The organism is Caulobacter sp. BP25 (genome assembly GCF_002737755.1).
Classification (GTDB): Bacteria; Pseudomonadota; Alphaproteobacteria; order Caulobacterales; family Caulobacteraceae; genus Caulobacter.
Genome location: NZ_PEGH01000019.1, coordinates 130,641 through 153,529 on the forward strand (window position 1 = coordinate 130,641; position 22,889 = coordinate 153,529).

Here is a 22,889-nt window from a genome sequence, read left to right on the forward strand (position 1 = left end):
GCCCCGTGGAACCCACGCTTCTGATCCTGGTCTTCCTGATCGTCGTCGCCCTGGCGTTCGACTTTCTCAATGGCCTGCACGACGCCGCCAACTCGATCGCCACCATCGTCTCGACGCGCGTGCTGTCGGCCAAGTGGGCGGTGCTGTGGGCGGCGTTCTTCAACTTCATCGCCTTCATGTTCTTCGGCCTGCATGTGGCCAAGATGGTGGGTTCGGGGATCGTCGATCCGCACATCATCAGCGACCGCCTGATCTTCGGCGCCCTGGGCGGGGCGATCAGCTGGAACCTGCTGACCTGGTGGGCGGGCATCCCCTCGTCCAGCTCACACGCCCTGATCGGCGGTCTGGTCGGCGCGGCCATCGCCAAGGTCGGCGGCCTCGGAGCGATCCAGTGGGCCGGCCTCTCCGCGACCGCCGCCGGCATCGTGGTCTCCCCGACCATGGGCTTTGTCCTAGCCCTGCTGCTGGTGCTGATCGTCTCGTGGCTGTTTGTGAAGAGCTCGCCGTTCTTCGCCGACAAGGTGTTCCGCAAGGCCCAGTTCGTCTCGGCCGCCCTCTACAGCCTGGGCCACGGCGGCAACGACGCCCAGAAGACCATGGGCATCATCGCCGCCCTGCTGTTCGCCCACGGCGCCACCGGTAAGCCAGGCGAGATTCCGTTCTGGGTCGTCATCGCCTGTCAGGCGGCCATGGGCCTTGGTACGCTGTTTGGCGGCTGGCGCATCGTCCACACCATGGGCAGCAAGATCACCCGCCTGACCCCCATGCAGGGCTTCTGCGCGGAGACCGGCGGCGCGATCATGCTGTTCATGGCGACCCATGTTGGGGTTCCAGTCTCGACGACTCACACCATTACAGGCGCTATTGTCGGCGTCGGCGCTTCGCGTCGGGCCTCCGCCGTGCGCTGGGGCGTGGCCAAGGACATCGTCATCGCGTGGATCGTCACCCTACCGGCGGCGGCCCTGACAGCGGCGGTGTTCTACTATCTCGGGTTCTGGATGACGTGACCGCCTCGGGAGGCAAGCAGGAAGGACGCAAGTCCAACGGCGGCGGCAAGCGCCGCCAGGTCGCCGCCCTGCCTTGGCAGGGCGAAGGCGAGGCCTTGCGCATCCTGCTGGTCTCCTCGCGCGAGACCCGACGCTGGGTGATCCCAAAGGCTGGCCGATGAAGGGCAAGACCGACTTCGCCGCCGCCGCCCAGGAAGCCTATGAGGAAGCCGGCCTCGACGGCGTGATCGCCGACACGCCCGCCGGCGAATACGAGTACCTGAAACGCCTGAAGAGCGGCGCGGCCAAGCTGGTCAAGGTCGACGTCTTCCCCCTGCAGGTGACCCGCGAGCACCTGAACTGGCCTGAGAAAGGCCAACGCACCCTCCGCTGGATGACCCCGGTCGAGGCCGCCCTCGCCGTCCAGGAGACCGAGCTGCGCGACCTGATCGCCCGCTTCGCTGGGGTCGAGCTCGCGGAAGAAGACCACCCCGCGCCTACCCCCGCACCGACGCCGGTGCGGGTAACCTTCCAGCGCCTGCGCCGCCGGATCACCGCGCTTTGGGGGCGGTACGGGCGGTAGGGCTGTACTCCGAACGCCAAAATACTTCCGCCTTCCTCGCCCCTGTGGCGAGGACCCATGGCGCCGCTGGGCTCGGCGGAGATGTATGCGCACCGGGAGCGTGGGCGCGCCCCTTTCCCCTCAGAACCCGCTGAAAGCTGGGCCCTAGGCACAAGGCCTAGGGAGGCGGGATGAATTCAAGCCTGTGGACAACCGCCTTCGCCCCGCATAATGTTCCCATTATGTTCTTGCGCGACGATATCCCATGCAGCTTTCCCTAAGCCTCGCGCGCTCGCCGCTGGAGAGCGTGCGCGACGCCCTGCTCTGCGAGTTCGGGGCCCAGCGGCCAGTCACGCGGATGGATCCGGTCTCGCAGCTGGTGAAGTCGTCGATCAGCGGCCGAACCCAGGACGCCGTCTCGTGGGGAGCCTTCCTGCGTCTGCGCGCCGAGTTCAAAAGCTGGGACGATCTGGCCGACGCGCCCGTCGCCGCCGTGGTCCGGCTAATCGACGACGTGACGTTTCCGGAGGACAAGGCCCGCTACCTGACCACCGCCCTGAAGATGATCCGCGACAAGGTCGGCTGGCTGTCGCTGAACCATCTGAAGGGCCTTAACGTCGACCAGGCCCGCTGGGAGTTGCAGGCCCTTCCCGGCGTCGGGATCAAGGTCGCCGCCTGCGTGCTGAACTTCAGCGAGCTGGCCATGCGGGCCCTGGTCGTCGACAGCCATGTCGACCGCGTCGCCAAGCGCATTGGCCTGGTCGGCGCCGGCGATACGACCCACACCTACCACACGCTGATGGCCCTGGCGCCCAACACCTGGACCGCCGACGACCTGTTCGAGCTGCACTGGCTGATGAAGCGCGGCCTGGGCCAGATGCTGTGCCCGCATGAGGGGCCCAAGTGCGGGGCGTGTCCGGTCAAGGCGATGTGCGCCAAGGTCGGCGTTGGGCATAGCGCGGAGGTGCTGAGCTGGCGGCCGCGCGGCTGAAACCCCTCTCTCTTAGAGAGAGGGAGGGGCCCAAGCGAAGCTTGGGAGGGTGAGTGGTTACGCCGTCAGCCGGCGTGCCGGCACATAGATCGGAACAGCGCCAGGATCGTCCACGGGCTTCGCCTACCCACTCACCCTTGTTTGCCGATGGGATGTTAGGCGTGGGTGTCCGGAAGGTCCGCCCGGCGTTGGCGCGCCAGGCGGACGGTCGGAGAGAGGCCGTTTCACCCTGAGCCGTTAGGGGCTGCGTGGGAGCTGGGCCCTCGTCGACGTTTCAAGACCCGGATGGTTGCAGGGACGACAGGGTCCGCAAGCACAAGGACGGGACATGGAACGGTGTAAGCTTAACACGATCATCGCCGGGATTGATGTGGGGAAGGGTCGCCTCGACGTGGCGCTTTATGGCCGGAGCGAGACGTTGGTGATCAACAATAGCCCGGCCGGGATCGGAAGCTTGCTGGATTGGCTGAAGTCGCACGGCGTCACGCGCGTTGGGCTGGAAGCGACCGGAGGCTACGAACGGGCGGTGCGTGAGGCCATGGGCTTTGCGGGTCTAGAGGTGGTGATGCATCAGCCTCTGGAGGTTCGGCTGTTCGCGCGTCTCAAGCGCATGAAGGCTAAGAACGACCGTCTCGATGCGGCGCTGATCGCTGCGGCGACGGCGCAGGTCGACGCGGTCAGGGCCGCCAGCGATCCTCGCTTGAGCCAGCTAGCCGAGCGCCTGACGGCCTACGAGCAGATGAGCGATCAGGCCGCCCAGATGAAGACCTATCTGGAGCACGTGACGCTGAAGGACATCATCCGCAGCTATCAGGCTCGGATCCGTTCTCTGGAAAACCTGAAGGCTCGGCTGCTTAAGGACATCCTGGCCCTGGTGGCGGTTCATCCCGACTTGGCCCAACGTCTGGCGCTGCTGCGAAGCCTGCCGGGCTTTGGGCCGGTCGTGGCCGTCGCCGTCCTGATCCGCATGCCCGAGCTTGGCGCCCTGGAGCCAGGAAAGGCCGCCGCCCTGCTCGGCGTTGCGCCGTTCGACAGCGAAAGCGGCCAACACAAAGGCCAGCGCTTCATCCAGGGCGGGCGCTCTCGCCCCAGGCGTCTTGTCTACATCGCCGCACTGGCCGCAAAGCGCGTCGATACAGGCTTCAGGGCCTTCGCCGAACGACTGCGCTCAAAGGGCAAGCCTCCTAAGCTCGTCCTTGTCGCCATCATGCGAAAGCTCATAGAGGCGGCGAACCTAATCCTCCGTCAGCAACGCCCCTGGCGCACTCGACCCGCACAATGACATGGTTGCTCCCACCGCTTCGCGGCGGGCCCCGCCCTCTCTCCATGAGAGAGGGGCTCAGCGCGCGCCCCCCAGCTCCGAAAACGTCTTCGTCCCGATGCCGTACCGCCGCCAGTCCTGGAAGTCGAAGTGCCACCACTCCTCGGCATAGACCTCGAAGCTCTGGGCGGTCATGGCCTCGCGCAGCACCGCCCGCAGCGCCCGCTGCTTCGTCGTGCCGCCCACGAAGTCGGCATAGGCGCGGCCGGAGAACTCGTCGTAGCGGCTGGGCATTTCGACGACCGTACCGGTCTTCAGGTCGTACAGCGTCAGGTCCACCGCGCAGCCGCGATTGTGGCGCGAGCCCTTGGCCGGGTCGGCGACGAACATGCGGGCGTCGGGCGGCGTGGCCTCCCAGAACATCCAGGTGACGAACCAGGGCCGATAGGCGTCGTGGATCAGCAGGCCATAGCCCTGAGCGGCCAAGGCCTCCTGCGCCCGCTTCAGCGCCTGGGCCGCCGGTCGCTGCAGATAAGCCGCCGCGCGCTCGTACAGCGCAATGCCCATGAAGTTGCTCGCGCCGGCATAGCGGATGTCGAGCTTGATGCGCGGATCGAGGCTGGTCAGGTCGACGAGGTCGGCGGGCAGGAAATCGCCTGTCTCGACCGGCGGCGTCGCGGCCAAGGCTTGCCGTCGAAGCGCCTGCGGATCGGCCCGCACGCCGGCGCGGATGGCGGCCTCCGTCTCTGCCCCGAAGTCGTGGAAGGCCAGCCGCGTCCCGTTCAGATGGACGGCGCCGGGCTCAAGGACCAACGCACCGCCGCCGGCGATCGCATAGCGGCCCGCCCCCGTCGCCGTCAGCCGGGCCGAGGCGTAGCCCGTGCCGTCGATGTGCAGCGCGCCGTCCTTTTCGAATACCGTCAGCGGCGCGGCCTTGTCGCCGTACTGCCCGATCGCGGCCCATTCCGCGCGGCTCTGGGCAATGGCGGCGGGCGCGGCCAGGCCGGCGGCGGTGAGCGCCAGGAAGGATCGCCGAACCAGACCGTTCATCGCCACCGCTCCTTGCCTGGACCTACTTCATCGTCGGAATGACAAAGCTGCTGTCCGCCACGTCGCCCTCGGGCCAACGTGCCGTCACCGTCTTGACCTTGGTGTAGAACTTCACGCCCTCGACGCCGTGCTGGTTGGTGTCGCCGAAGGCCGAGCGCTTCCAGCCGCCGAAGGTGTGATAGGCCACCGGCACCGGGATCGGCACGTTGATCCCGACCATCCCCACGTTCACGTTCGCGGCGAACTCGCGGGCGGCGCGGCCGTTGCGGGTGAAGATGGCCACGCCGTTGCCGTACTGGTGCTCGGACGGCAGGGCCATGGCCTCCTCGACGCTCTCGGCGCGGACCATCTGCAGCACCGGCCCGAAGATCTCCTCGTGATAGGTCTTCATGCCCTTCTTGACGCCATCGAACAGCGACGGGCCGATGAAGAAGCCCTTCTCGAAGCCCTGCAGCTGAAAGTCGCGGCCGTCGACGACCAGCTCGGCGCCCTCCTCCTGGCCGATGCGGATGTAGTCGGCGATCTTGGCGCGGTGCTGGGCGCTGACCACCGGGCCATAGTGGGCGTCGGGATCGGTGGAGACGCCGACCTTCAGCGTGCCGATCTCGGCGACCATCCGCTCGCGCAACTCATCGGCGGTCTTCTTGCCGACGGGGACCACCACCGGCAGGGCCATGCAGCGCTCGCCGGCCGAACCGAAGGCCGCGCCCGACAGGTCCTTGACCACCTGGTCGAGGTCCGCGTCCGGCAGGACGATCCCGTGGTTCTTGGCGCCGCCCATGGCCTGGACGCGTTTCCCGTGCGCGGCCCCCGTCTGATAGACGTAGTGGGCGATGTCGGAGCTGCCGACGAAGCTGACCGCGCGGATCAGCGGATGGGTCAGGATGGCGTCGACGGCGCTCTTGTCGCCATGCACCACGTTCAGCACGCCAGCGGGCGCGCCGGCCTCCATCATCAGCTCGGCCAGCTTGACCGGCACGGTCGGATCCTTCTCCGACGGCTTGAGGATGAAGCTGTTGCCGACCGCGATGCTGATGCCGAACATCCACATCGGGATCATGGCCGGGAAGTTGAACGGGGTGATCCCCGCGCAAACGCCCAGGGGCTGGCGCATCGAATAGACGTCGATGCCGGGACCCGCGCCTTCGGTATATTCGCCCTTCAGGATGTGGGGGATGCCGCAGGCGAACTCGATGACCTCGAGGCCCCGCTGGATGTCGCCCTTGCTGTCGGCGATGACCTTGCCGTGCTCGGACGACAGGATTTCGGCCAGCACGTTCATGTCGCGCTCGATCAGGCGCTTGAACTCGAACATCACCCGGGCGCGGCGTTGCGGGTTGGTCTGGGCCCAGCCGACCTGGGCCTTGGCGGCGACCTGGACGGCGGCGTCGAGCTCGGCGTCGGTCGCGAACTGGACGCGGGCCTGGATCTCGCCGGTGTTGGGATTGAAGACGTCGCCGTAGCGGCTGGAGGTTCCGGTCAAGGCTTGACCGTTCACGAAATGGGCGATGTCTCGCATGATGAGCTCCCTAACGCTCGTTTTGCGCGTCAATAATACCCACGGCTTGCGCCGTACCGCGCAGAATTATGCCGCCCTACTCCGCATCGACATGCACTCGCCGGAAGCGGCCCTGCAGATAGACCAGCGGCTCGTGATCAGGGTCGTAGCGCAGCTTCACGACGCGCCCGACATAGACCCGGTGGTCGCCGGCGTCGAAGGCCTGGTGCGTCTCGCACTCGAAGTTGGCCATGCAGCCGGGCAGGATCGGCACGCCCGTGCGCCAGGTCTCGGTCTCGACGCCGGCGAAGCGGTCGATGTCCTTCTGCACGAACTGGCGGGCCAGCGCCTGATGGTCGGCGTGCAGGACGTTGACGGCGAAGCGGCCGGCCGCGTCCAGGGCGGGCAAACTCGAGGACTTCAGGTCCACGCAGATCAGCGCCAGCGGCGGTTCCAGCGAGACGGAGGTAAAGGAGTTGGCGGTCAGGCCCACGCGCCGACCGTCTTCGGCCAGGGTGGTGACGACCGTTACGCCGGTCGTGAAGCATCCGAATGCGTTACGCAGAGCGCGGGTGTCGTGCTCGCCGCCCTCGCCCAGTTCGATCGTGACCGCCTGACTCATCGGCCTAGCAGTGGGGCAAAGCCGGGCCGCGGGCAAGCCACGCGGCGCCTTAATCGGACAAAGAGATCGCGCTGCTCATCGGGCGCGCTCAGCCGAACGTCGCCTTGAGGATTTTCTCCAGTCCCGCCTGATCCGTCTCGTCGAAGGCGGCGGGCTTGTCGGAGTCGACGTCGAACACGGCGATCAGTTGACCCTCCGGATCAAACACCGGAACGACAACCTCGCTCTGCGAGCGGCTGTCGCAGGCGATGTGGCCTGGGAAGGCGTGGACGTCCGCCACCAGCTGGGTCTGGCCCGTCTCAGCGGCGGCCCCGCAGACGCCGCGCCCAAACGCGATGCGCAGGCAGCCCAGCGTGCCCTGATAGGGCCCGACCACCAGCTCGCGCGGCTTGGCCGGATCGACGACGTAGAAGCCGGTCCAGAAATAGTGGTCGAAGCTATTGGCCAGCATCGAGGCCACCGTGGCCATGCGGGCGGTCAGGTTGGTCTCGCCGTCCAGCACGGAGGCGATCTCATCGGCGACCTCGGCATATCGGGTCGCCTTATCGGCGGAGAGGGTGATGTCGTTGAACGCTTCGGCCATGGCGGGGATATAGCGCGGCCGGCGCGGGATGCGAGGGGGAAGTCGGTTAGCGGCGCGGCGAAAGTCGCGCTCTAAGCTGGCGGCCCCGCCGTCAGCAGCCAGCCGACGATCATGCGTTCGAAGTCGACATAGGGAATGTTCTTGGGGTCGAACTCGAGGTCGGCGGCAAGCGCGGGGAGGTCGGCCATGAAGGACTGGAAGAGCCGCGCGACGCGGTCGGCGCTCGGCAGTTGGCGTCGCGAGACGTTGGCCAGCCAGTCGCGCGTCGTTCGCAAGGCCACGGTGGCGTCGCCGTCGTGACCGTGAATATCCATCCCGGCGAGATCTGAAATGAAGCGCTGATAGCGATAGCGCTCGACGTCCAGGATCAGAAGCCGCTTAGCGCTCTGATCCTTGCCGCCAAAGCGCTTGGCGCCCAGGAAGATCCCCAGCTCTAGAGGCATATTGAAGCGTGGAAGCTGATTGGCCGTGTCAAGCTCGGTCCGCGAAAGGTCGTGGATTCCATAACGGCACTCGCCGATCAGGCCATACAGCTTGTCGATGCGCGTCTGGCCGCCGTCGTCGAGCTCCATCGCCGATCGTGGACGGAAGCCGCAGGCGTAGATGACGAAGATCAGCGCTCGGAAGGTTGGGCTATAGGCGCTGTCGAACGGGCAGTTGATGAACACGTCATCGGCCGATGTCCCCGTGCGAGCCGCCAAGCGCTATTTCTTCTTGCTCTGAACATCCTCGGCGGCGCGACGGACTTCCCGAACCGTGATCGAGCTGCCCTTGGACGCCGGGCTCAGCACGAAGCGCCCCGTGGCCGCGCTGCGACCAGCCACCAGGCTGCCGTGCTTGCCTGACTTGGAGGACGCTGAGTTGGTCGAGGTCGCCATACCAACAATGTGCGTGTTCGCCCCTCAGAGCACAAGGGACAAATCGCGAACGCCCTAGAACTCCTCCCACTCGCCCGGACGCGAGCTGGGGGCGACCTTCAGGGCGTTCGAGCCCTGGACGTAGCGCTGGCGGAAGGTCTCGCGGGTGGGGGCGGCGATGGTGGGACGCGGAGCAGGCGCGGCTGGGCGGCGCTCGACGCGGGCGGGCATTTCGTGGACCACCGCGCCGACCTGGTAGCGGCCGACCAGGCGTTCCAGCTCGGCGGCCTCGCCGGCCAGGGCGCGGCTGGCGGCGCTGGACTGCTGGACCATGGCCGCATTCTGCTGGATCACCTGGTCCATCTGGTTCACCGCGTGGTTCACCTCGGCCAGGCCGGTGGCCTGCTCCTTGGACGAGGCGGCGATGTCGCCCACCAGCTCGTTGATCTCGGCCACCTGGACCAGAATTTCGCGCAGGGTGTCGCCGGTCTCGCCGACCAGCTTGACGCCCTTGCCGACCTGGTCGGTCGAGGCGGTGATCAAGCCCTTGATCTCCTTGGCCGCGTCGGCCGAGCGCTGGGCCAGAGCCCGCACCTCCTGGGCGACGACCGCGAAGCCGCGACCCGCGTCCCCCGCGCGGGCGGCCTCGACGCCGGCGTTCAGGGCCAGGAGGTTGGTCTGGAAAGCGATCTCGTCGATGACGCCGATGATCTGGGTGATCGACTGCGAGGACTTCTCGATGCCGCTCATGGCCTCGACCGCCTCGGTGACCACCGTGCCGCTGCGCTCGGCGGCGGCCTTGGCGGAGATGGTCACCTGCCGGGCCCGCTCGGCGCCCTCGGCGCTGCGCTTGACGGTGGCGGTGATCTGGTCGAGCGCGGTGGCGGTCTGAGCCAGGCCCGAGGCCTGGCGCTCGGTGCGCTGGGCAAGGTCATCGGCGGCATCGCCCATCTCGGCGCAGCCGCCCCGGATGTTGCGGGCGGCGCTAAGAACGCCGGCCAGCGTTGCTTGAAGGTCCTCGACCGCAGCGTTGAAATCGCGCGGCATCTGGACGGCGTCACCCTGGAAGGCGTCCTCGCGCATGCGCCAGATCAGGTCGCCCTCGGCCAGGCGCTCCAGGCCCTCGCCCAGCGCATCGGCGGCGCGCGCCTGCGCGTCGGCCAGGGCGGCGGCTTCCTGAGCTTGGCGGCGGTGCTCGGTCTCGGCGGCGGTCCATTGAGCCTCGCGCTCGGCCTTCAGGCGCTCGGCCTCGACAAGGTTGTGACGGACGCCGTCCAGCGCGCGAGCGACCACCCCGATCTCGTCGTTGCTCTCGGTCCCATGGACCGCCTGATCGTAGCGGCCCGCGCTCAGTGCCTCGACCGAACGCGACAGGCCGCCCAGCGGCTTCTTGACCACCGCCTTGGCGGTCATGGCCAGGGCGATCAGCACAACGAGGGCGAACACGCCGCCGGCCGCCAGCAGGGTCAGCGCCACGCCAGAGCTGCCGCCGGCCTGCATCGCCACGCCCCCGGCCGCCGCGATCAGCAGCACCCCCATCGTCAGGCCGGTGGCGAGGATCAGCTTCCGGGCGATGGTCGATCGACGGGACATGAACAAAGGTCTCCGGCCAGAACTTTGGCTGCTGACCTTGTCTTTGACGACCGATTCCTGAATCGCCCGTTAACCACGTTTCAAGGACGCGCGAAACGGGCCTTTACCGGCGCGTAGCTGTCCCAAACCTGACCATCGCTGACCGAGCGCAGCAGCTTGACGTATTCGGCGTGGCTCCAGGCTAGCGGCGTGGCCGAATCCGTCCCCTCTCCGCGCGTGTAGCCATGCGGACTGGCCGCGCCGACGCCGTCCCAGACCTGTTCGGGGATCAGGAGGCCGTCATTGGCAAACAGCTCCATGGCGCGGACATAGGTGTCGCGGATCGTCTTGACCGCCGCCGCATCCGGCTTGCCCGAAAGGCCAGCCAGCGCCAGTTCGTAGTGACCGCGCTCACCGGTGAAGATCGGCCAGACCCGGCCGCGCTGGCCGGGGCGCATCTGGCCGCCCGCGCCATAGTTGGCGCCGGTCGCCACGTCCTCGCCATAGCCGTCGACGCCATAGCGCCGCCAGCCGGGAAAGGTCCCCGGCACGCCCGGGAAGGTGAAGTCGTAGCGGACGCGATAGAGGTCCTCCATCGCCTGGTCGTCGATCTTGGGCAGGCTGGCGACGATGGCCGGATCGTCGGCGCGGCGCACGCCGTAGCGGACCAGCTCTAGGAAACCAGCGTCCAGCATCTTGTCCTCGGGGACCGCGGCCTGGCCGTTGCGCGCCTCGACGGGGCTCTTGTTGTTCGGATCCTGGTCGCTGTTCAGGCGCAGGTAGTAGTGGCCGTCACCGAACGATCCCTTGGTCGTGACCATGCGGGCCTCGACCTTGGCCGAATAGGCGTCGGCGGTCTGCCGATAGAGCGCGGCCAAGGCGCCGTCGCCGGCCGCTTCCGCGATATCCCCGGCGACCACCAGCCCCGCGATCACGGCGGCGGTCGTCGAGGGTGAATAGCCGCCCTGCTCTTCCCAGCGCTCCTGCTGGGTGAATGGCGGGGTGATGGTGGCGCTGTTCCAGCCCAGACCCACCTTGCCGCCCTTCACCAGGAAGTCGGCGGCGGGCTTCAGCATGCGGCCGTAATAGGCCTTCAACTCGGCGTCCGGCAGCCAGCCCAGCTTCCAGAGCTTCCAGCCCAGCATGATCGGCATGGCGGTCTGATCAAGCTGAACGCCGACCCATTCGGGCGTGCCGTCGACATGCGCCTTCTGCAGGAACCAGCCGCCCGCGCCCGTATTGCCTGGCGTCTTCGGGCCGACCTGGACCGTGGGCAGGTAGTGGAAGGCCGCCAGCGGCGTCTCTCTATCGCCCAGCGCCGCCAGGGCCATGGCGCACTGGTAGAAGTCGCGCGGCCAGACGGCCTTGTAGCCGGTCGAGGACTGGGTGGCGTCGACCGTGTCGCCCCACGGGTTTGACAGCGAGGCGATCAGGGCGCCGGCGTGGGTGCGGTCCTCCTGGACCTTCAACATGAGGGCCGAGGCCTGGACCAACTTGCCGCCGTCCTCCGACGCCTCGCGCAGGCGGGGCAGCTCGGTCAGCGAGGTCAGATAGTCCTCCCAGCCCACCCGCGCGCCCTCGCCGTTGAAGCGGGCCAACACCTCGGCGTAGCCGGTCTTCAGGGTCGCCGAGGCGCTCGCGTCGGCGACCTTGGCGTCGGGGCCAAAGCCGATGGCGAGATCGAAGGTCTCCTCCTTCGCGACGGCTGGCAGCCCAGCCGTCAAGACGATCGCGCCCTTGGCGGAAGAGGTTGTGACCTTCAGGCCCGCCAGGGGCTCGCCGTCCTGGAGCGCGCTGGCCGAGGCCTTGGCGAAGGGCTTGGCGCCCTTGAGGCTGAGATGCGCCCGGCCCTCGAAGGCCGTCAGCGCCGTGGTCGAGGCCGCGCCCGTATCGCCGCCGCCCGTGTTGGCCATGTGCGGCTCCAGCACCAGGGTCGGGGTCACGGCCCCCTTCAGCGCCCTGACCGTCACCCGCACGAACAGGCTGTCGCGGTCCGGATCGGCGAAGATCCGCTTCTCGATGACGAAGCGGCCTTGGCGGTCGGTGGTTGTGATCTTGTAGGCCGGTGACAGCGGGCGGCCAGCGGCGTCGACGTGCAGGTACTCGGTCTTGGCCGTGGTGTCCGCGCCCTCGACCGCCAGACCCGTCGAAGTCTGGACGGCGATGCGCATCTGCTTGACCTGAGCCTCGTGGATCAGGCCGTACATGGTCTCGGTCAGCACGCCGTCGGCGATCGAGAACCAGACCTTGGACACCGCGCCCGTCGGGCCGCTGGGCTTGTAGGCGCCGTCGACATAGGCCTCGTAGGACGCCCCAACGCCGGTCTTGGCGGCGTAGGCCCAGGTCGTGGCCGGCGCGGCGGCGTGGGCCGCGCTCGTGACGGCGGTGGCGGCCGAGGCCAGGGCGATCAGTTTCAGGCGGCGCATGGCGAGGACCTCGTCAGGCTGAAGGGAAAAGCAGGAAGTCAGGCCGGCTTGGCGTCGCGAACCGCGAAGGTCGCCAGGGCCGCGATGACCAGGGAGGCCGCGCCCAGGACGAGCGCGTAGATGGCCTGGCCGCCGAAGAAGGTCTTCAGCAGCAGGCCCAGCACCGTCGCCGCCAACAGCTGGGGGATGACGATGAAGACATTGAAGATGCCCATGTAGACGCCCATCTTCCGCGCCGGCAGGGCTCCGGCCAGGATCGAGTACGGCGCCGACAGGATCGAGCTCCAGGCAAAGCCCACGCCGATCATGCCGATCCACAGCAGGCCCGGCTGGCGGATCAGCAGAAAGGACAGTAGGCCCAGCGCGCCCAGCGCCAGGCAGACGGCGTGGCTGACCTTGCGGCTGGAGACCTTGACCATCAGCGGGATCAGCAGGGCCGCCAGGGCCGCGACACCGTTATAGACGGCGAACAGCAGGCCGACCCAGTCAGCGCCTTCGTTGTAGGCCTTGGACGCGGCGTCCGTGGCGCCGAAGTGAACCGCCGCCACGGCGGGGGTCGTGTAGATCCACATGGCGAACAGGCCAAACCACGAGAAGAACTGCACCACCGCCAGCTGGCGCATGGTGACGGGCATGCGCAAGACGTCCTCCAGCACCTCGGAAAAGCCGTTATCGGTGCGGCCCAGGCGCTTGAACCGCGCGCCGACCACACCCGCGACGCCGAACGCCAGCAGCAGGCCCGCCAGGACGTAGAGCTCCTTCTCCAGGCCCGTCCACCAGACCATCAGGGCCAGCGCCGCGCTCAGCAGAACGCCGCCGGCGCCGAGCGCGGCATAGGCGTTGATCGAAGGCTCGGGCTCCTGTCGCGGGCCAAAGCCCAGCTCCTCGGCCTCGAAAGCTTGCATCTGCTCGGGCGGATACTCGTGGGTCGTGAAGACCGTCCACAGCACCGCCAGCAGCAGCCCCGCCCCGCCGGCGTAGAAGGCGATCTTGACCGCGTCGGGGATCTGTCCCGCCGGGGCTGTGTTGGCGACATTGAACCCGTTGGTCAGGATCCAAGGCAGGGCCGAGGCCAGCACCGCGCCCAGGCCGATGAAGAAGCTCTGCATGGCGTAGCCGGTCGCGCGCTGCTCGTCGGGCAGGTTGTCGCCGACAAAGGCCCGGAACGGCTCCATCGTGACGTTGATCGAAGCGTCCATGATCCATAGCGCCGCGGCCGCGACCCACAGGGTCGGCGAATTGGGCATGACCAGCAGCGCGGCCGTTGTCAGGATCGCGCCCCACAGGAAGTAGGGCCGCCGACGGCCCAGGCGCCCCCAGGTCTTGTCGCTGAAATGGCCGATAATCGGCTGCACGATCAGACCGGTGGCCGGCGCGGCGATCCACAGGATCGCCAGGTGGTTCACGTCGACGCCCAGGGTCTGGAAGATGCGGCTGGTGTTGGCGTTCTGCAGGCCGAAACCGATCTGGATTCCGAAGAATCCAAAGCACATGTTCCAGATCTGCAGGAAAGTCAGCCTCTGCCTGGCCATCCGTCTCCGCCCCGCTCGGACCGGTTAGATCCGATCCATTTTCGCAATATTTTGCACAAATCGCGCAAGCCGTATTTGCACACGCCGCGTCGCGTCGCGCAACGGAAAAGGCTGCAAAATATGGATTAATGACGCATGATCGCGCTGAAACGCTGTAAAGACACAAGACGCGTCCGTAAAGCTGCGCGAGATTATTTGCGGTATTTTTCAGACATAGCCAGCACAGCTGACCGACCGCTGGACGGTTGCAAATCTCGCCGAACCGGGCCTTATGGCCAATGAAAAACTTTGCAGAAATGTTTGCGGCGAGCGTTGGGGACGGGCGTAGGTGAGCAGAGGCGCGACACGACTTGAGGACCTGGCCAAGTTGGCCGGGGTTTCGATCTCCACCGCCTCGCGGGCGCTGAACGACAGCCCAGCGGTGAACCAGCGCACCAAGCAGCTGATCTGGAAGCTAGCGCGCGAGATGGACTATCCGTTCCGCCGCTACATGCCCGCCGGCCCGATCGGCGCAGAGGCTACGATCGCTCTGGTCACCCCTCGCCCGCAAGGCCGCGACAGCGGCATGTCCGATCCCTTCTTTCTGGAGCTGCTGGCCGGTGTCGGCGAGGCGGCCAAGGAGCGCGGCTGCGACGTCATCCTCAGCCACATCGCGCCGGCCAATTTCGAGGATCTGGCGGCAGCGATGAACACCAGCCGGGCCGAGGGCGTCATCTTCCTGGGCCAGAGCTCGCTGCACGCGGCCTTCAACCGGCTGGCCGAGACCGAGACCCGCTTCGTCGTCTGGGGCGCCCAGTTCCCAGACCAGGCCTATTGCTCGGTCGGTTCGGATAACATCCAGGGCGGGCGCCGCGCGACGCTGCATCTGGCGCGCCTGGGCCGCAAGCGCATCGTCTTCCTGGGCGACACCGAGGCGCCCGAGGCCATGCACCGCCACCGCGGCTATCTGGAAGCCCTCGAGCAGGCCAAGCTGGGCGTCGATCCCGACCTGATCGTCCCCGCCCACTTCGAGGTGGAGTCGGCCGAGGCCGCCGTCGACAGCCTGATCCATCACGGCATCCAGTTCGACGGCGTGGTCGCCGCGTCCGACCTGATCGCGCTGGGCGCCATCCGCGCGCTGAAGCACGCGGGCCTGTCCGTGCCGGGCGACGTGTCTGTGATGGGTTTCGACAACGTCCCCTTCAGCCGCTACGCCAGCCCCGCCCTCTCGACCATCGCCCAGGACACCGCCAAGGCCGGCCGGCTGATGGTGTCCAAGCTGCTCGACAGCGGCGAGCGCGCCAGCCGCTCCGAGCGCGTGCCGACGGATCTGATCATCCGGGAGAGCTGCGGAGGCTAAACCCGCCGCGCGATCAGACCCGCGCACACAGGCATCTCGCCCTCGGCGCCCAGGTTGACGCCATCCACCAGCGTCCAGCCCTCGGGCAGCGACCAGTTGACCGCCTCAAAGCCCAGATTGAAGGCCAGCAAGAGCGCGCCCGCCCCCTCGCCGCGCTGGAAGATCAGCAGCGGGCTGTTGGTGTCGAGGAAGGTGATGGCGCCGGTGCGCAGCGCGGGATGGTTCCGACGCAGGGCGATCAGGCGACGCGCCACATGCAAGGTCGAGGTCGGGTCAGCCTCCTGCGCATCCACAGCCAAGGGCAGGTGCTCGGGATCGACCGGCAGCCAGGGCTCGACGCCTGAGAAGCCGGCATTGGCCGCGCCCGCCACCCACGGCATCGGCGTCCGCGCGCCGTCGCGACCCAGGGTCTGGGGCCAGTTGGCGATGGCTTCAGGATCCTGCAGCCGCTCGAACGGCACATTGGCCTGAGGCAGGCCCAGCTCCTCGCCCTGATAGACGAAGACGTTGCCGCGCAGTCCCATCAGCAGCAGCAGGGCCATCTCGGCGAAAGCCTTGCAGTCGCGGCCCTCGGCCCAGCGCGACACCGCGCGCGGCGCGTCGTGGTTCGAGAAGGTCCAGGACGGCCAGCCCTCTCCCGCCTCGCCCGGCCACATGGCCGCACCCTGGGGGATCATGTCGGCCATCAGCTTGTCGGCATAGAGATAGAGGAAGCCATAGGCGCTGTTCAGCCGGTCGCTTCCGGCCGTGAACAGCTTCATTTCGCGGTCGGCATGGTCGCCGCCGACCTCGGCCACCGAGAACCGTCCGCCCGCCGCGTCGGTCAGCGCCCGGAGGCGCTGGAGGAACTTCGGGATGTCGGCGTGGCTCTGGTTGTGGATCTTGTCCTGAAAGTCGAACGGCCGCGTGCGCTTGCCGCCCGGCGGCAGCGGCGGATTGTCGGTCAGCGCCGGATCATGCATCGAGAAATTGATGGCGTCGAAGCGGAAGCCGTCCACACCCTTGTCGATCCAGAACTGGGTGACGGCCAGCAGGGCGTCCTGGACCGCCCGGTTATGCAGGTTCAGCTGCGGCTGGCTGCTGAGGAAGTTGTGCATGTAGTACTGGCCGCGCCGGGCGTCCCAGGTCCAGGCCGGGCCGCCGAACACCGACTGCCAGTTGCTGGGCGGGCTGCCGTCGGGCTTGGCGTCGGCCCAGACGAACCAGTCGGCCTTGGCGTTGGCCCTGTCCTGGCGGCTCTCGACGAACCAGGGGTGCTCTTCCGAGGTGTGCGAGAACACCAGGTCGATGATGATCTTCAGGCCCAGCCTGTGGGCCTTGGCGATCAGGGCGTCGAAGTCGGCCAGGGTCCCGAAGATCGGATCGACATCGCGATAGTCCGAAACGTCGTAGCCGAAGTCCTTCATCGGCGACGTGAAGAACGGCGACAGCCACACACCCTCGACGCCCAGCGAAGCGATGTGCTCAAGGCGGGCCGTAATCCCCGGCAGGTCGCCGACGCCGTCGCCGTTCGAGTCGGCGAAACTGCGCGGATAGACCTGGTAGATCACCGCGCCCCGCCACCATTCGCTCATCAACGTCTCCGCCTGGGGCTTTGCAAGAACTTCAACGGTCACGGTCGTCCCTCGGAAACGCATAGCATGTAGTCGAGCGGCGCAAGCTCGACGGAATAGCCGCCGGGCGCGGCGGCGCTGGGCTGGCAGGAGCCATGCAGGGCCCGCCACGCGCTTGAGCCGGCCTCGACCGGCACGTTCGTCTTGATCGGCTTGTCGCTGGTGTTGAAGACGGCCAGGACCTCGGCTCCCGCCAGCAGGCGCGAGAAGGCGAAGAGGCCCGGCTGTTGGTCGGCGACGCGCGTGACCTGGCGACCATCGCGCAAGGCCGGCGTCGCGGCGCGGAGGCGAGCCAGCTCGGCGATCCGGCGGTAGAGCACGCTGTCGGGATCGAAGGCCGACCTTGGGCCTTTCGCCGAGACGCCGATCAGGCGGTTGTCGTTGTAGCGGGCGACCTGGCTTTCAAACATGTCCTCGCGCGCGTCGGCATAGTCGCCATCACCGGTGAAGCCCTGCTCATCGCCATAGTAGATCGTCGGGACGCCGCGCGCGGTCAGCATGATCGCGTTGGCCAGGGTCACGCGAGCGAGAAGCTCCTCGTCGCCGATCCCAGGCCGCGCCCTTTGCAGGAACCAGCCGATCCGGCCCATGTCGTGGTTGCCCAGAAACGTCGGCAGCTGGCGCGCTGTCGCCTCGCCGCCCTCGTAGACGGCGTCCGCCGCGAAGACCCGAGCCAATCGCTCCGGCCCCGCCTTGCCCGTGACCACGTCGGTCACCGCCGCCTGGAACGCGAAGTCCAGCACCGCCGGCAGCTTGTCGACCCGCGTGTGGCTGGCCAGGATCGCCACGTCCGGATCGAACACCTCGCCGAAGATGTGGAAGTTCGCAATGCCCTTGGCCTTGGCGCGGGCCAGCATGGCCGGGACGAAGGCTTGCCAGAACTCAGGGTTCACGTGGCGGGCGGTGTCGATGCGGAACCCGTCGATCCCGAAGTCGTCGATCCAGCGGCCATAGACCTCGATGAAACCCGCCACCACGTGCGGGTGTTCAGTGAACACGTCGTCCAGGGTCGCAAAATCGCCCAGCAGCGAGCTCTCGCCGGCGAACGTGCTCTCGCCCCGGTTATGGTAGTAGATCGGGTCGTTCAGCCAGTCAGGCTTCTTCGCATGTTTCTGGCCCGCCGGAACGAAGGGCGTATAGGCCCAGTCTGGCCGCTTGAGCTTGGAGAAATCCTTGCCATCGAAACCGTCATTGATCACCGGTCCCGCCACACCGCCCTTGCGCGCGTAGGGGTAGTCGGCGACGCCGCGATAGGGACAGGCCCCGCCGGGACACTCCTGGTACTGGATGACGTCGGCCGTGTGGTTCACGACGATATCCATGTAGACTTTCAGGCCCCGCGCATGGGCGGCATCCACCAGGGCCTTGAAGTCGGCCTTGGTCCCGAAGTGCGGATCGACATCAGTAAAGTCGGTGATCCAGTAGCCGTGATGCGCCGCCGACTCGTGACCCGGCGATCCCTGCACAGCCTTGTTGGTGAACACCGGCGCTAGCCAGATCGCGGTCGCGCCTAGCCCCTGGATATAGTCCAGCCGGCGCGTGACGCCTTTCAGGTCGCCGCCATGGTAGAAGCCCGCTCGTGTCGGATCGAAACCGTCGACCAAGGGGCCTCGCTTGGGTCCGCCGTGGTCGTTAGCCGTGTCGCCGTTCTCGAAGCGGTCGGGCAGCAGGAAGTAGATCACCTCGTCCTGCGGCTTGCGCTGCAGGTGGGGAGACGGCGCCGCGACCGCCGAGGCGGCCAGGGCGCTCAAGCCCAGCGCGGCCAGCAGCGTTCGTCGCCAAGGCGTCATGACCGACATCGCTCCCCTCCCCACGCCCGTTCAGCGACGGACCGCTATTGCATATCTTTGCAAGAATTTGCAGCGACAGCGCAGCCCTGTCAATCCGCTCAATCCGAGCCCTTTGCAGCCACTTTCAACTCATTACATCCTCCAAAGGTGGGACGAAGAAGCCACATCGGACCTAATAGAGGCGCCTCAAAGCGCACCGCCCTCGCCGGTTTGCAATTTTTTGGGTTGATTACATCCGATTAATTTGCAGTAATTTTCACCAACGGCCCGTCGCACCATCCAAAGCGCAGAGCCGGACAGGGAGGGTGAGACTCATGAGCACTGCAATTTCGCGCCGCCGCGCCGGGTTGATGACCGGAGGCGCCACGGGCCTGGCGCTGACCTTCGCCCTGGCCGGCTCGGCCCAGGCGCAAACCGCGCCCGAACCGCAAGACACCCAGGTCGAGGAAGTCGTCGTCACCGGCATCCGTCGCGGCATCGAAGGCGCCATTTCGCTGAAGAAGACCTCGACCTCGATCGTCGAAGCCGTCTCGGCCGAGGACATCGGCAAGCTGCCGGACGTGTCGATCGCCGAGTCGATCGCGCGCCTTCCTGGCTTGACGGCACAGCGCCTGGACGGCCGTGGGCAGGTCATCTCGATCCGAGGCCTGGCGCCGGACTTCACTACCGCCTTGCTGAACGGCCGCGAACAGGTCTCGACCGGCGACAACCGGGGCGTCGAGTTCGACCAGTATCCCTCGGAACTGCTGAGCGCGGTGGTGGTCTACAAGACCCCGGATGCTGGTCTGATCGGCCAGGGCCTGGCCGGCACCGCCGACATGCGCACCGTCCGTCCGCTGGCGTTCGGCAAGCGCGCCCTGGCCGTCGGCGCTCGCTATGAGTGGAACGACATCGGCGCCCTGAACGCCGGCACCAAGTCGCACGGCAACCGCTTCAGCGTCTCGTACATCGACCAGTTCATGGACGGTAAGCTGGGCCTGGCCCTGGGCTACGCCCACATGGAGTCGCCCTATCAGGCCGAGCGCTGGAACGCCTGGGGCTATCCCACCTCGAACGGCGCGCTGGTGATCGGCGGCGCCAAGCCCTACGTCCAATCCAGCATGCTCAAGCGCGACGGCTTCATGGGCGTGGTCGAATATGCTCCGACCGACCGCTTCACCTCGTCGCTGGACGTCTTCTATTCCGAGTTCAACAACCACCAGATCCAGCGCGGCGTCGAGCTGCCGCTGCTGTGGGGCGGGGTGCCGCTGACCAACGCCAAGGTCGACAACGGCCTGGTGGTCGCCGGGACCTATAACGGCGTCAAGGGCGTGATCCGCAACGACGGCAACGACCGCGACGCCACGATCAAGTCGCTGGGCTGGAACAACAAGCTGGAGCTGGGCGAGGCCTGGACCCTGACCAGCGACCTGTCCTGGTCCAAGGTCGAGCGCACCGACCAGATCATCGAATCCTACTCCGGCACCGGCCGTTCGGGCGTCGGCGCGACCGACAACATGTCGTTCACGATGAACGGCGACGGCGTGGCGATCTTCACCTCGACCCTGAACTACGGCGACGCCAGCCAGATCAAGCTGACCAGCCCGCAAGGCTGGGGCGGCGACATCATCAGCGGCGGCCAGGACGGCTATTTCAACCAGCCCACCGTGACCGACGAGCTGAAGGCCGCGCGCTTCTCGGCCAGCCGCGCGCTGGACGGCGGCCTGTCCAGCCTCGAGGCCGGCTTCAACTACAGCGAACGCTCCAAGGGCCTGGTGAACGACGAGTGGTTCCTGCGGGTGAAGGGCTCGCCGGCCAGCGTCGCCATCCCCGCCTCGGCCATCGTCGGCTCAACCTCGCTGGCGTTCATCGGCCTGGGGAACATGGTCAGCTACGATCCGTTCGCCCTGATCGCCTCGGGCGCCTATGACCTGGTGCGCAACCCCAACGCCGACGTGCTGGTCAAGAGCTGGGACGTCGAGGAGAAGGTCGCGATCGGCTATCTGAAGGCCAATATCGACGCCGAGCTCGGCGGCGTGCCGATGAGCGGCAATTTCGGCTTCCAGATGGTCCACACCGACCAGAGCTCGACCGCCCTGGGCGCCAGCGGCACGGGAACGGGCGTGACCCGCACCACCCTCAGCGGCGGCAAGAGCTATCTCGACTTCCTGCCCAGCGTGAACCTGCGGTTCCAGTTCGCGGGCGAGCAGAGCCTGCGCTTCGCCGTCGCCCGCACCCTGGCCCGTCCCCGCATGGACCAGATGCGCGCCAGCAAGACCTTCAGCTACGACCCCAACAAGGCCGGATCGACCAACATCAACTTCTCGCCCTGGAGCGGCAGCGGCGGCAATCCGGAGCTAGAGCCCTGGCGCGCCGACTCCTATGACGTCTCCTACGAGAAGTACTTCGGCCGTCAGGCCTATGTCTCGCTGGCGGCGTTCTACAAGGACCTGAAGACCTACGTGTACGACCAGACGGTCGTGTTCGACTTCACCGGCTTCCCGACCGGCGGCAATCCCGAGCCGGCCATCCGCCAGGGCCTGGTGACGACGCCCCAGAACGGCAAGGGCGGCGCGGTCAAGGGCGTGGAGTTCGCGCTCTCCATGCCGGGCGCGCTGCTGACCCCGCTGCTGGACGGCTTTGGCGCCACCTTCAGCGCCTCGTACACCGACAGCTCGATCCAGCCCAACCCCAGCGACGACAGCCAGCCGATCCCGGGCCTGTCCAAGACGGTGGCCAACCTGACGGTCTATTATGAGAAGAACGGCTTCTCGTTCCGGATCAGCGACCGCTATCGCTCCAAGTTCCTGGGCGAGGTCTCGGGCTTTGGCAACGGCCGCAACTACCGGATGGTCAAGGGCGAGTCCGTGGTCGACAGCCAGATCGGCTACACCTTCAACGACGGCCCGATGGAAGGCCTGTCGGTGCTGGCCCAGGTCAACAACCTGACCGACGAGCCGTTCACCACCTACCAGAACAACGACCCGCGCCAGGTGATCGACTACCAGCGCTATGGCCGCACCTACCTGATCGGCCTGAACTACAAGTTCTAGACCTGCCCCTCCTTCCCCAAGCCTTGAGCCCTCGCCGGACCTGCCCGGCGAGGGTTTTCTTTTTGGTGGCCTACAGCGTCTCGGCCCGCTCGGCGGCTCGGCGCTTCACCACACTGAACACCAGGGGCAGCAGCTCCCAGCTGAAGGCGCCGACCGCGAAGCCGAACAGATAGGGCTCGCGCACGGCCGGCCACGGAATGACCGGCAGGGCCGCCTTGACCAGAAAGGCCGCGACGATGACCGCCGCCCCGGTGGCGCAGGCCAGGCGGATCGTCAGGTGGCGCGGGGTCGCGCGCTCGGCCACGTCCAGCGCGCCGATCTGCACCAGGCCGTAGACGGCCACGCCGCCCAACGCGCCCACGACCGCGCGCAGGCGATCGGCATCGATGTCCATCGAGGCCTCCTCCAGCCTGGGATCTTGGGGTGATGGCTCAGGGAGCGCGCTGCGGCCGCGGCCAAAACACTCCCGCCATTAACGATTTTGCCGATTGGCGAGGCGGGAGTCGGGGTGGGGCGCAGGGGTGTGCGTCCGACTTTGACGTTACCTCTCGCGAAGATTTTCTCGGGAGCTGGGCGCGCGGCGCCCCCCACTTTGACTCAAACTGACGTCACTGCGAGCCTTAGACCTCGCCTTATAGTGATCGAGCTCAACTGAGGAGAGGCATCGCGTGTTCGAAACTCAAGATCAGGAATATTCGGACGAGGAGCGCCGTCAGTGGAGAGCGAACGAGCGACACGGTAAGATCCTCGCCCATCGCTTCTCTAGCTTGGTCCTGCACGGCTACCGTCCCGTCGTTCACTGCGAGCTTGATTGTTTCGATTTCGAGCACCCGCACAAGCAAGCGATCCAAGTCCAGCTATGGGCCGACGGGAAACTTGTAGACCGTTACCCTAGTAGCGTGAGAGACGGTTACAGGACGATCATAAACCCCAGTGACCAACAGCTGTTCAGCCGGTTTCTAGAATCCGTGCCGAAGCCGACGGAACTTCAAAAATTGATGGCAACGCCGATGAGTGAGTTGTTAATGACGGCGTTAGCTTGGATTCTAATGCTCACACTGCTCAGCATCACCTGGGCCATTACTAAGACCCTCTGGCATTTCTTGACCGGACCGTAGCCCCACCTCGTGAGCCTCTCTCGTGATCGATAGGTTAGATGACAGGACGACCGAGCT

General features: G+C 66.9%; 15 protein-coding genes and 4 pseudogenes. 7 read left to right on the forward strand and 12 right to left on the reverse strand.

All coding sequences use genetic code 11. The features are described 5' to 3' along the window. The first annotated feature begins 5 nt into the window (after positions 1-5). From CSW59_RS18305 to CSW59_RS18320, 4 genes and pseudogenes are all read left to right on the forward strand, one after another. A complete protein-coding gene (locus tag CSW59_RS18305) occupies positions 6-1,007 on the forward strand; it encodes an inorganic phosphate transporter (protein WP_099445418.1) in 1,002 nt (333 codons plus the stop codon). Then, a pseudogene (locus CSW59_RS18310) lies at positions 995-1,569 on the forward strand (NUDIX hydrolase). Before CSW59_RS18305 ends, CSW59_RS18310 begins: the two are co-directional and overlap by 13 nt. A gap of 244 nt (positions 1,570-1,813) precedes the next feature. Continuing rightward, the gene (nth, locus tag CSW59_RS18315) at positions 1,814-2,539 is read left to right on the forward strand and encodes an endonuclease III (protein ID WP_099445419.1); all 726 of its coding nucleotides are present in this window, start codon (positions 1,814-1,816) and stop codon (positions 2,537-2,539) included. A 328-nt stretch (positions 2,540-2,867) separates the two neighbouring features. Further along, complete coding sequence (locus CSW59_RS18320) at positions 2,868-3,821, forward strand: transposase (protein WP_099442359.1); 954 nt, start codon at positions 2,868-2,870, stop codon at positions 3,819-3,821. Positions 3,822-3,878: 57 nt separating this feature from the next. Here the strand turns inward: CSW59_RS18320 and CSW59_RS18325 are convergent, their stop codons facing one another. From CSW59_RS18325 to CSW59_RS18360, 9 genes and pseudogenes are all read right to left on the reverse strand, one after another. Then, a complete protein-coding gene (locus tag CSW59_RS18325) occupies positions 3,879-4,850 on the reverse strand; it encodes a M15 family metallopeptidase (protein ID WP_099445420.1) in 972 nt (323 codons plus the stop codon). Positions 4,851-4,872: 22 nt separating this feature from the next. Beyond that, positions 4,873-6,369, reverse strand: coding sequence for a CoA-acylating methylmalonate-semialdehyde dehydrogenase (locus tag CSW59_RS18330; protein ID WP_099445421.1), 1,497 nt, complete (start codon positions 6,367-6,369; stop codon positions 4,873-4,875). A 76-nt stretch (positions 6,370-6,445) separates the two neighbouring features. Next, entirely contained in the window at positions 6,446-6,970 is a 525-nt protein-coding gene (locus CSW59_RS18335) for a flavin reductase family protein (RefSeq protein ID WP_099445422.1), read from the reverse strand. A gap of 88 nt (positions 6,971-7,058) precedes the next feature. Continuing rightward, positions 7,059-7,553 carry a GAF domain-containing protein gene (locus CSW59_RS18340; RefSeq protein ID WP_099445423.1) on the reverse strand — a complete coding sequence of 165 codons (495 nt, stop codon included), beginning with the start codon at positions 7,551-7,553 and terminating at the stop codon, positions 7,059-7,061. Positions 7,554-7,624: 71 nt separating this feature from the next. Next, positions 7,625-8,254 carry a nucleotide-binding protein gene (locus tag CSW59_RS18345; protein ID WP_236632261.1) on the reverse strand — a complete coding sequence of 210 codons (630 nt, stop codon included), beginning with the start codon at positions 8,252-8,254 and terminating at the stop codon, positions 7,625-7,627. A gap of 3 nt (positions 8,255-8,257) precedes the next feature. Beyond that, positions 8,258-8,431, reverse strand: a complete 174-nt coding sequence (locus CSW59_RS20835) for a hypothetical protein (RefSeq protein ID WP_161495071.1) — start codon at positions 8,429-8,431, stop codon at positions 8,258-8,260. Positions 8,432-8,485: 54 nt separating this feature from the next. Further along, positions 8,486-9,847, reverse strand: a pseudogene (locus tag CSW59_RS18350) (HAMP domain-containing methyl-accepting chemotaxis protein); the annotation flags it as partial. A gap of 236 nt (positions 9,848-10,083) precedes the next feature. Further along, complete coding sequence (locus CSW59_RS18355; RefSeq protein ID WP_099445425.1) at positions 10,084-12,408, reverse strand: glucan 1,4-alpha-glucosidase; 2,325 nt, start codon at positions 12,406-12,408, stop codon at positions 10,084-10,086. Positions 12,409-12,446: 38 nt separating this feature from the next. Then, on the reverse strand, positions 12,447-13,940 hold the full coding sequence (locus CSW59_RS18360) for an MFS transporter (RefSeq protein ID WP_099445426.1): 1,494 nt from the start codon (positions 13,938-13,940) through the stop codon (positions 12,447-12,449). Between the two features lie 245 nt (positions 13,941-14,185). On the opposite strand from CSW59_RS18360, the pseudogene CSW59_RS18365 reads away from it, so the two are divergent. Continuing rightward, positions 14,186-15,279: pseudogene (locus CSW59_RS18365) on the forward strand (LacI family DNA-binding transcriptional regulator). Here the strand turns inward: CSW59_RS18365 and CSW59_RS18370 are convergent. Together CSW59_RS18370 and CSW59_RS18375 are read right to left on the reverse strand one after the other, a co-directional pair. Next, complete coding sequence (locus tag CSW59_RS18370) at positions 15,276-16,916, reverse strand: alpha-amylase family glycosyl hydrolase (RefSeq protein WP_099445427.1); 1,641 nt, start codon at positions 16,914-16,916, stop codon at positions 15,276-15,278. The pseudogene CSW59_RS18365 and the gene CSW59_RS18370 overlap by 4 nt on opposite strands. After that, positions 16,892-18,691 carry an alpha-amylase family glycosyl hydrolase gene (locus tag CSW59_RS18375; RefSeq protein ID WP_099445428.1) on the reverse strand — a complete coding sequence of 600 codons (1,800 nt, stop codon included), beginning with the start codon at positions 18,689-18,691 and terminating at the stop codon, positions 16,892-16,894. The genes CSW59_RS18370 and CSW59_RS18375 overlap by 25 nt, the downstream gene beginning before the upstream one ends. Before the next feature lie 305 nt (positions 18,692-18,996). On the opposite strand from CSW59_RS18375, the gene CSW59_RS18380 reads away from it, so the two are divergent. Then, positions 18,997-21,714, forward strand: coding sequence for a TonB-dependent receptor (locus CSW59_RS18380; RefSeq protein ID WP_099445429.1), 2,718 nt, complete (start codon positions 18,997-18,999; stop codon positions 21,712-21,714). A gap of 70 nt (positions 21,715-21,784) precedes the next feature. Here the strand turns inward: CSW59_RS18380 and CSW59_RS21520 are convergent. After that, positions 21,785-21,880: pseudogene (locus CSW59_RS21520) on the reverse strand (hypothetical protein); the annotation flags it as partial. Positions 21,881-22,382: 502 nt separating this feature from the next. Between CSW59_RS21520 and CSW59_RS18390 the strand changes: the two are divergent. After that, positions 22,383-22,832: a hypothetical protein gene (locus tag CSW59_RS18390; RefSeq protein WP_099445430.1), complete on the forward strand. Its 450-nt coding sequence runs from the start codon at positions 22,383-22,385 to the stop codon at positions 22,830-22,832. Positions 22,833-22,889: the final 57 nt, after the last annotated feature.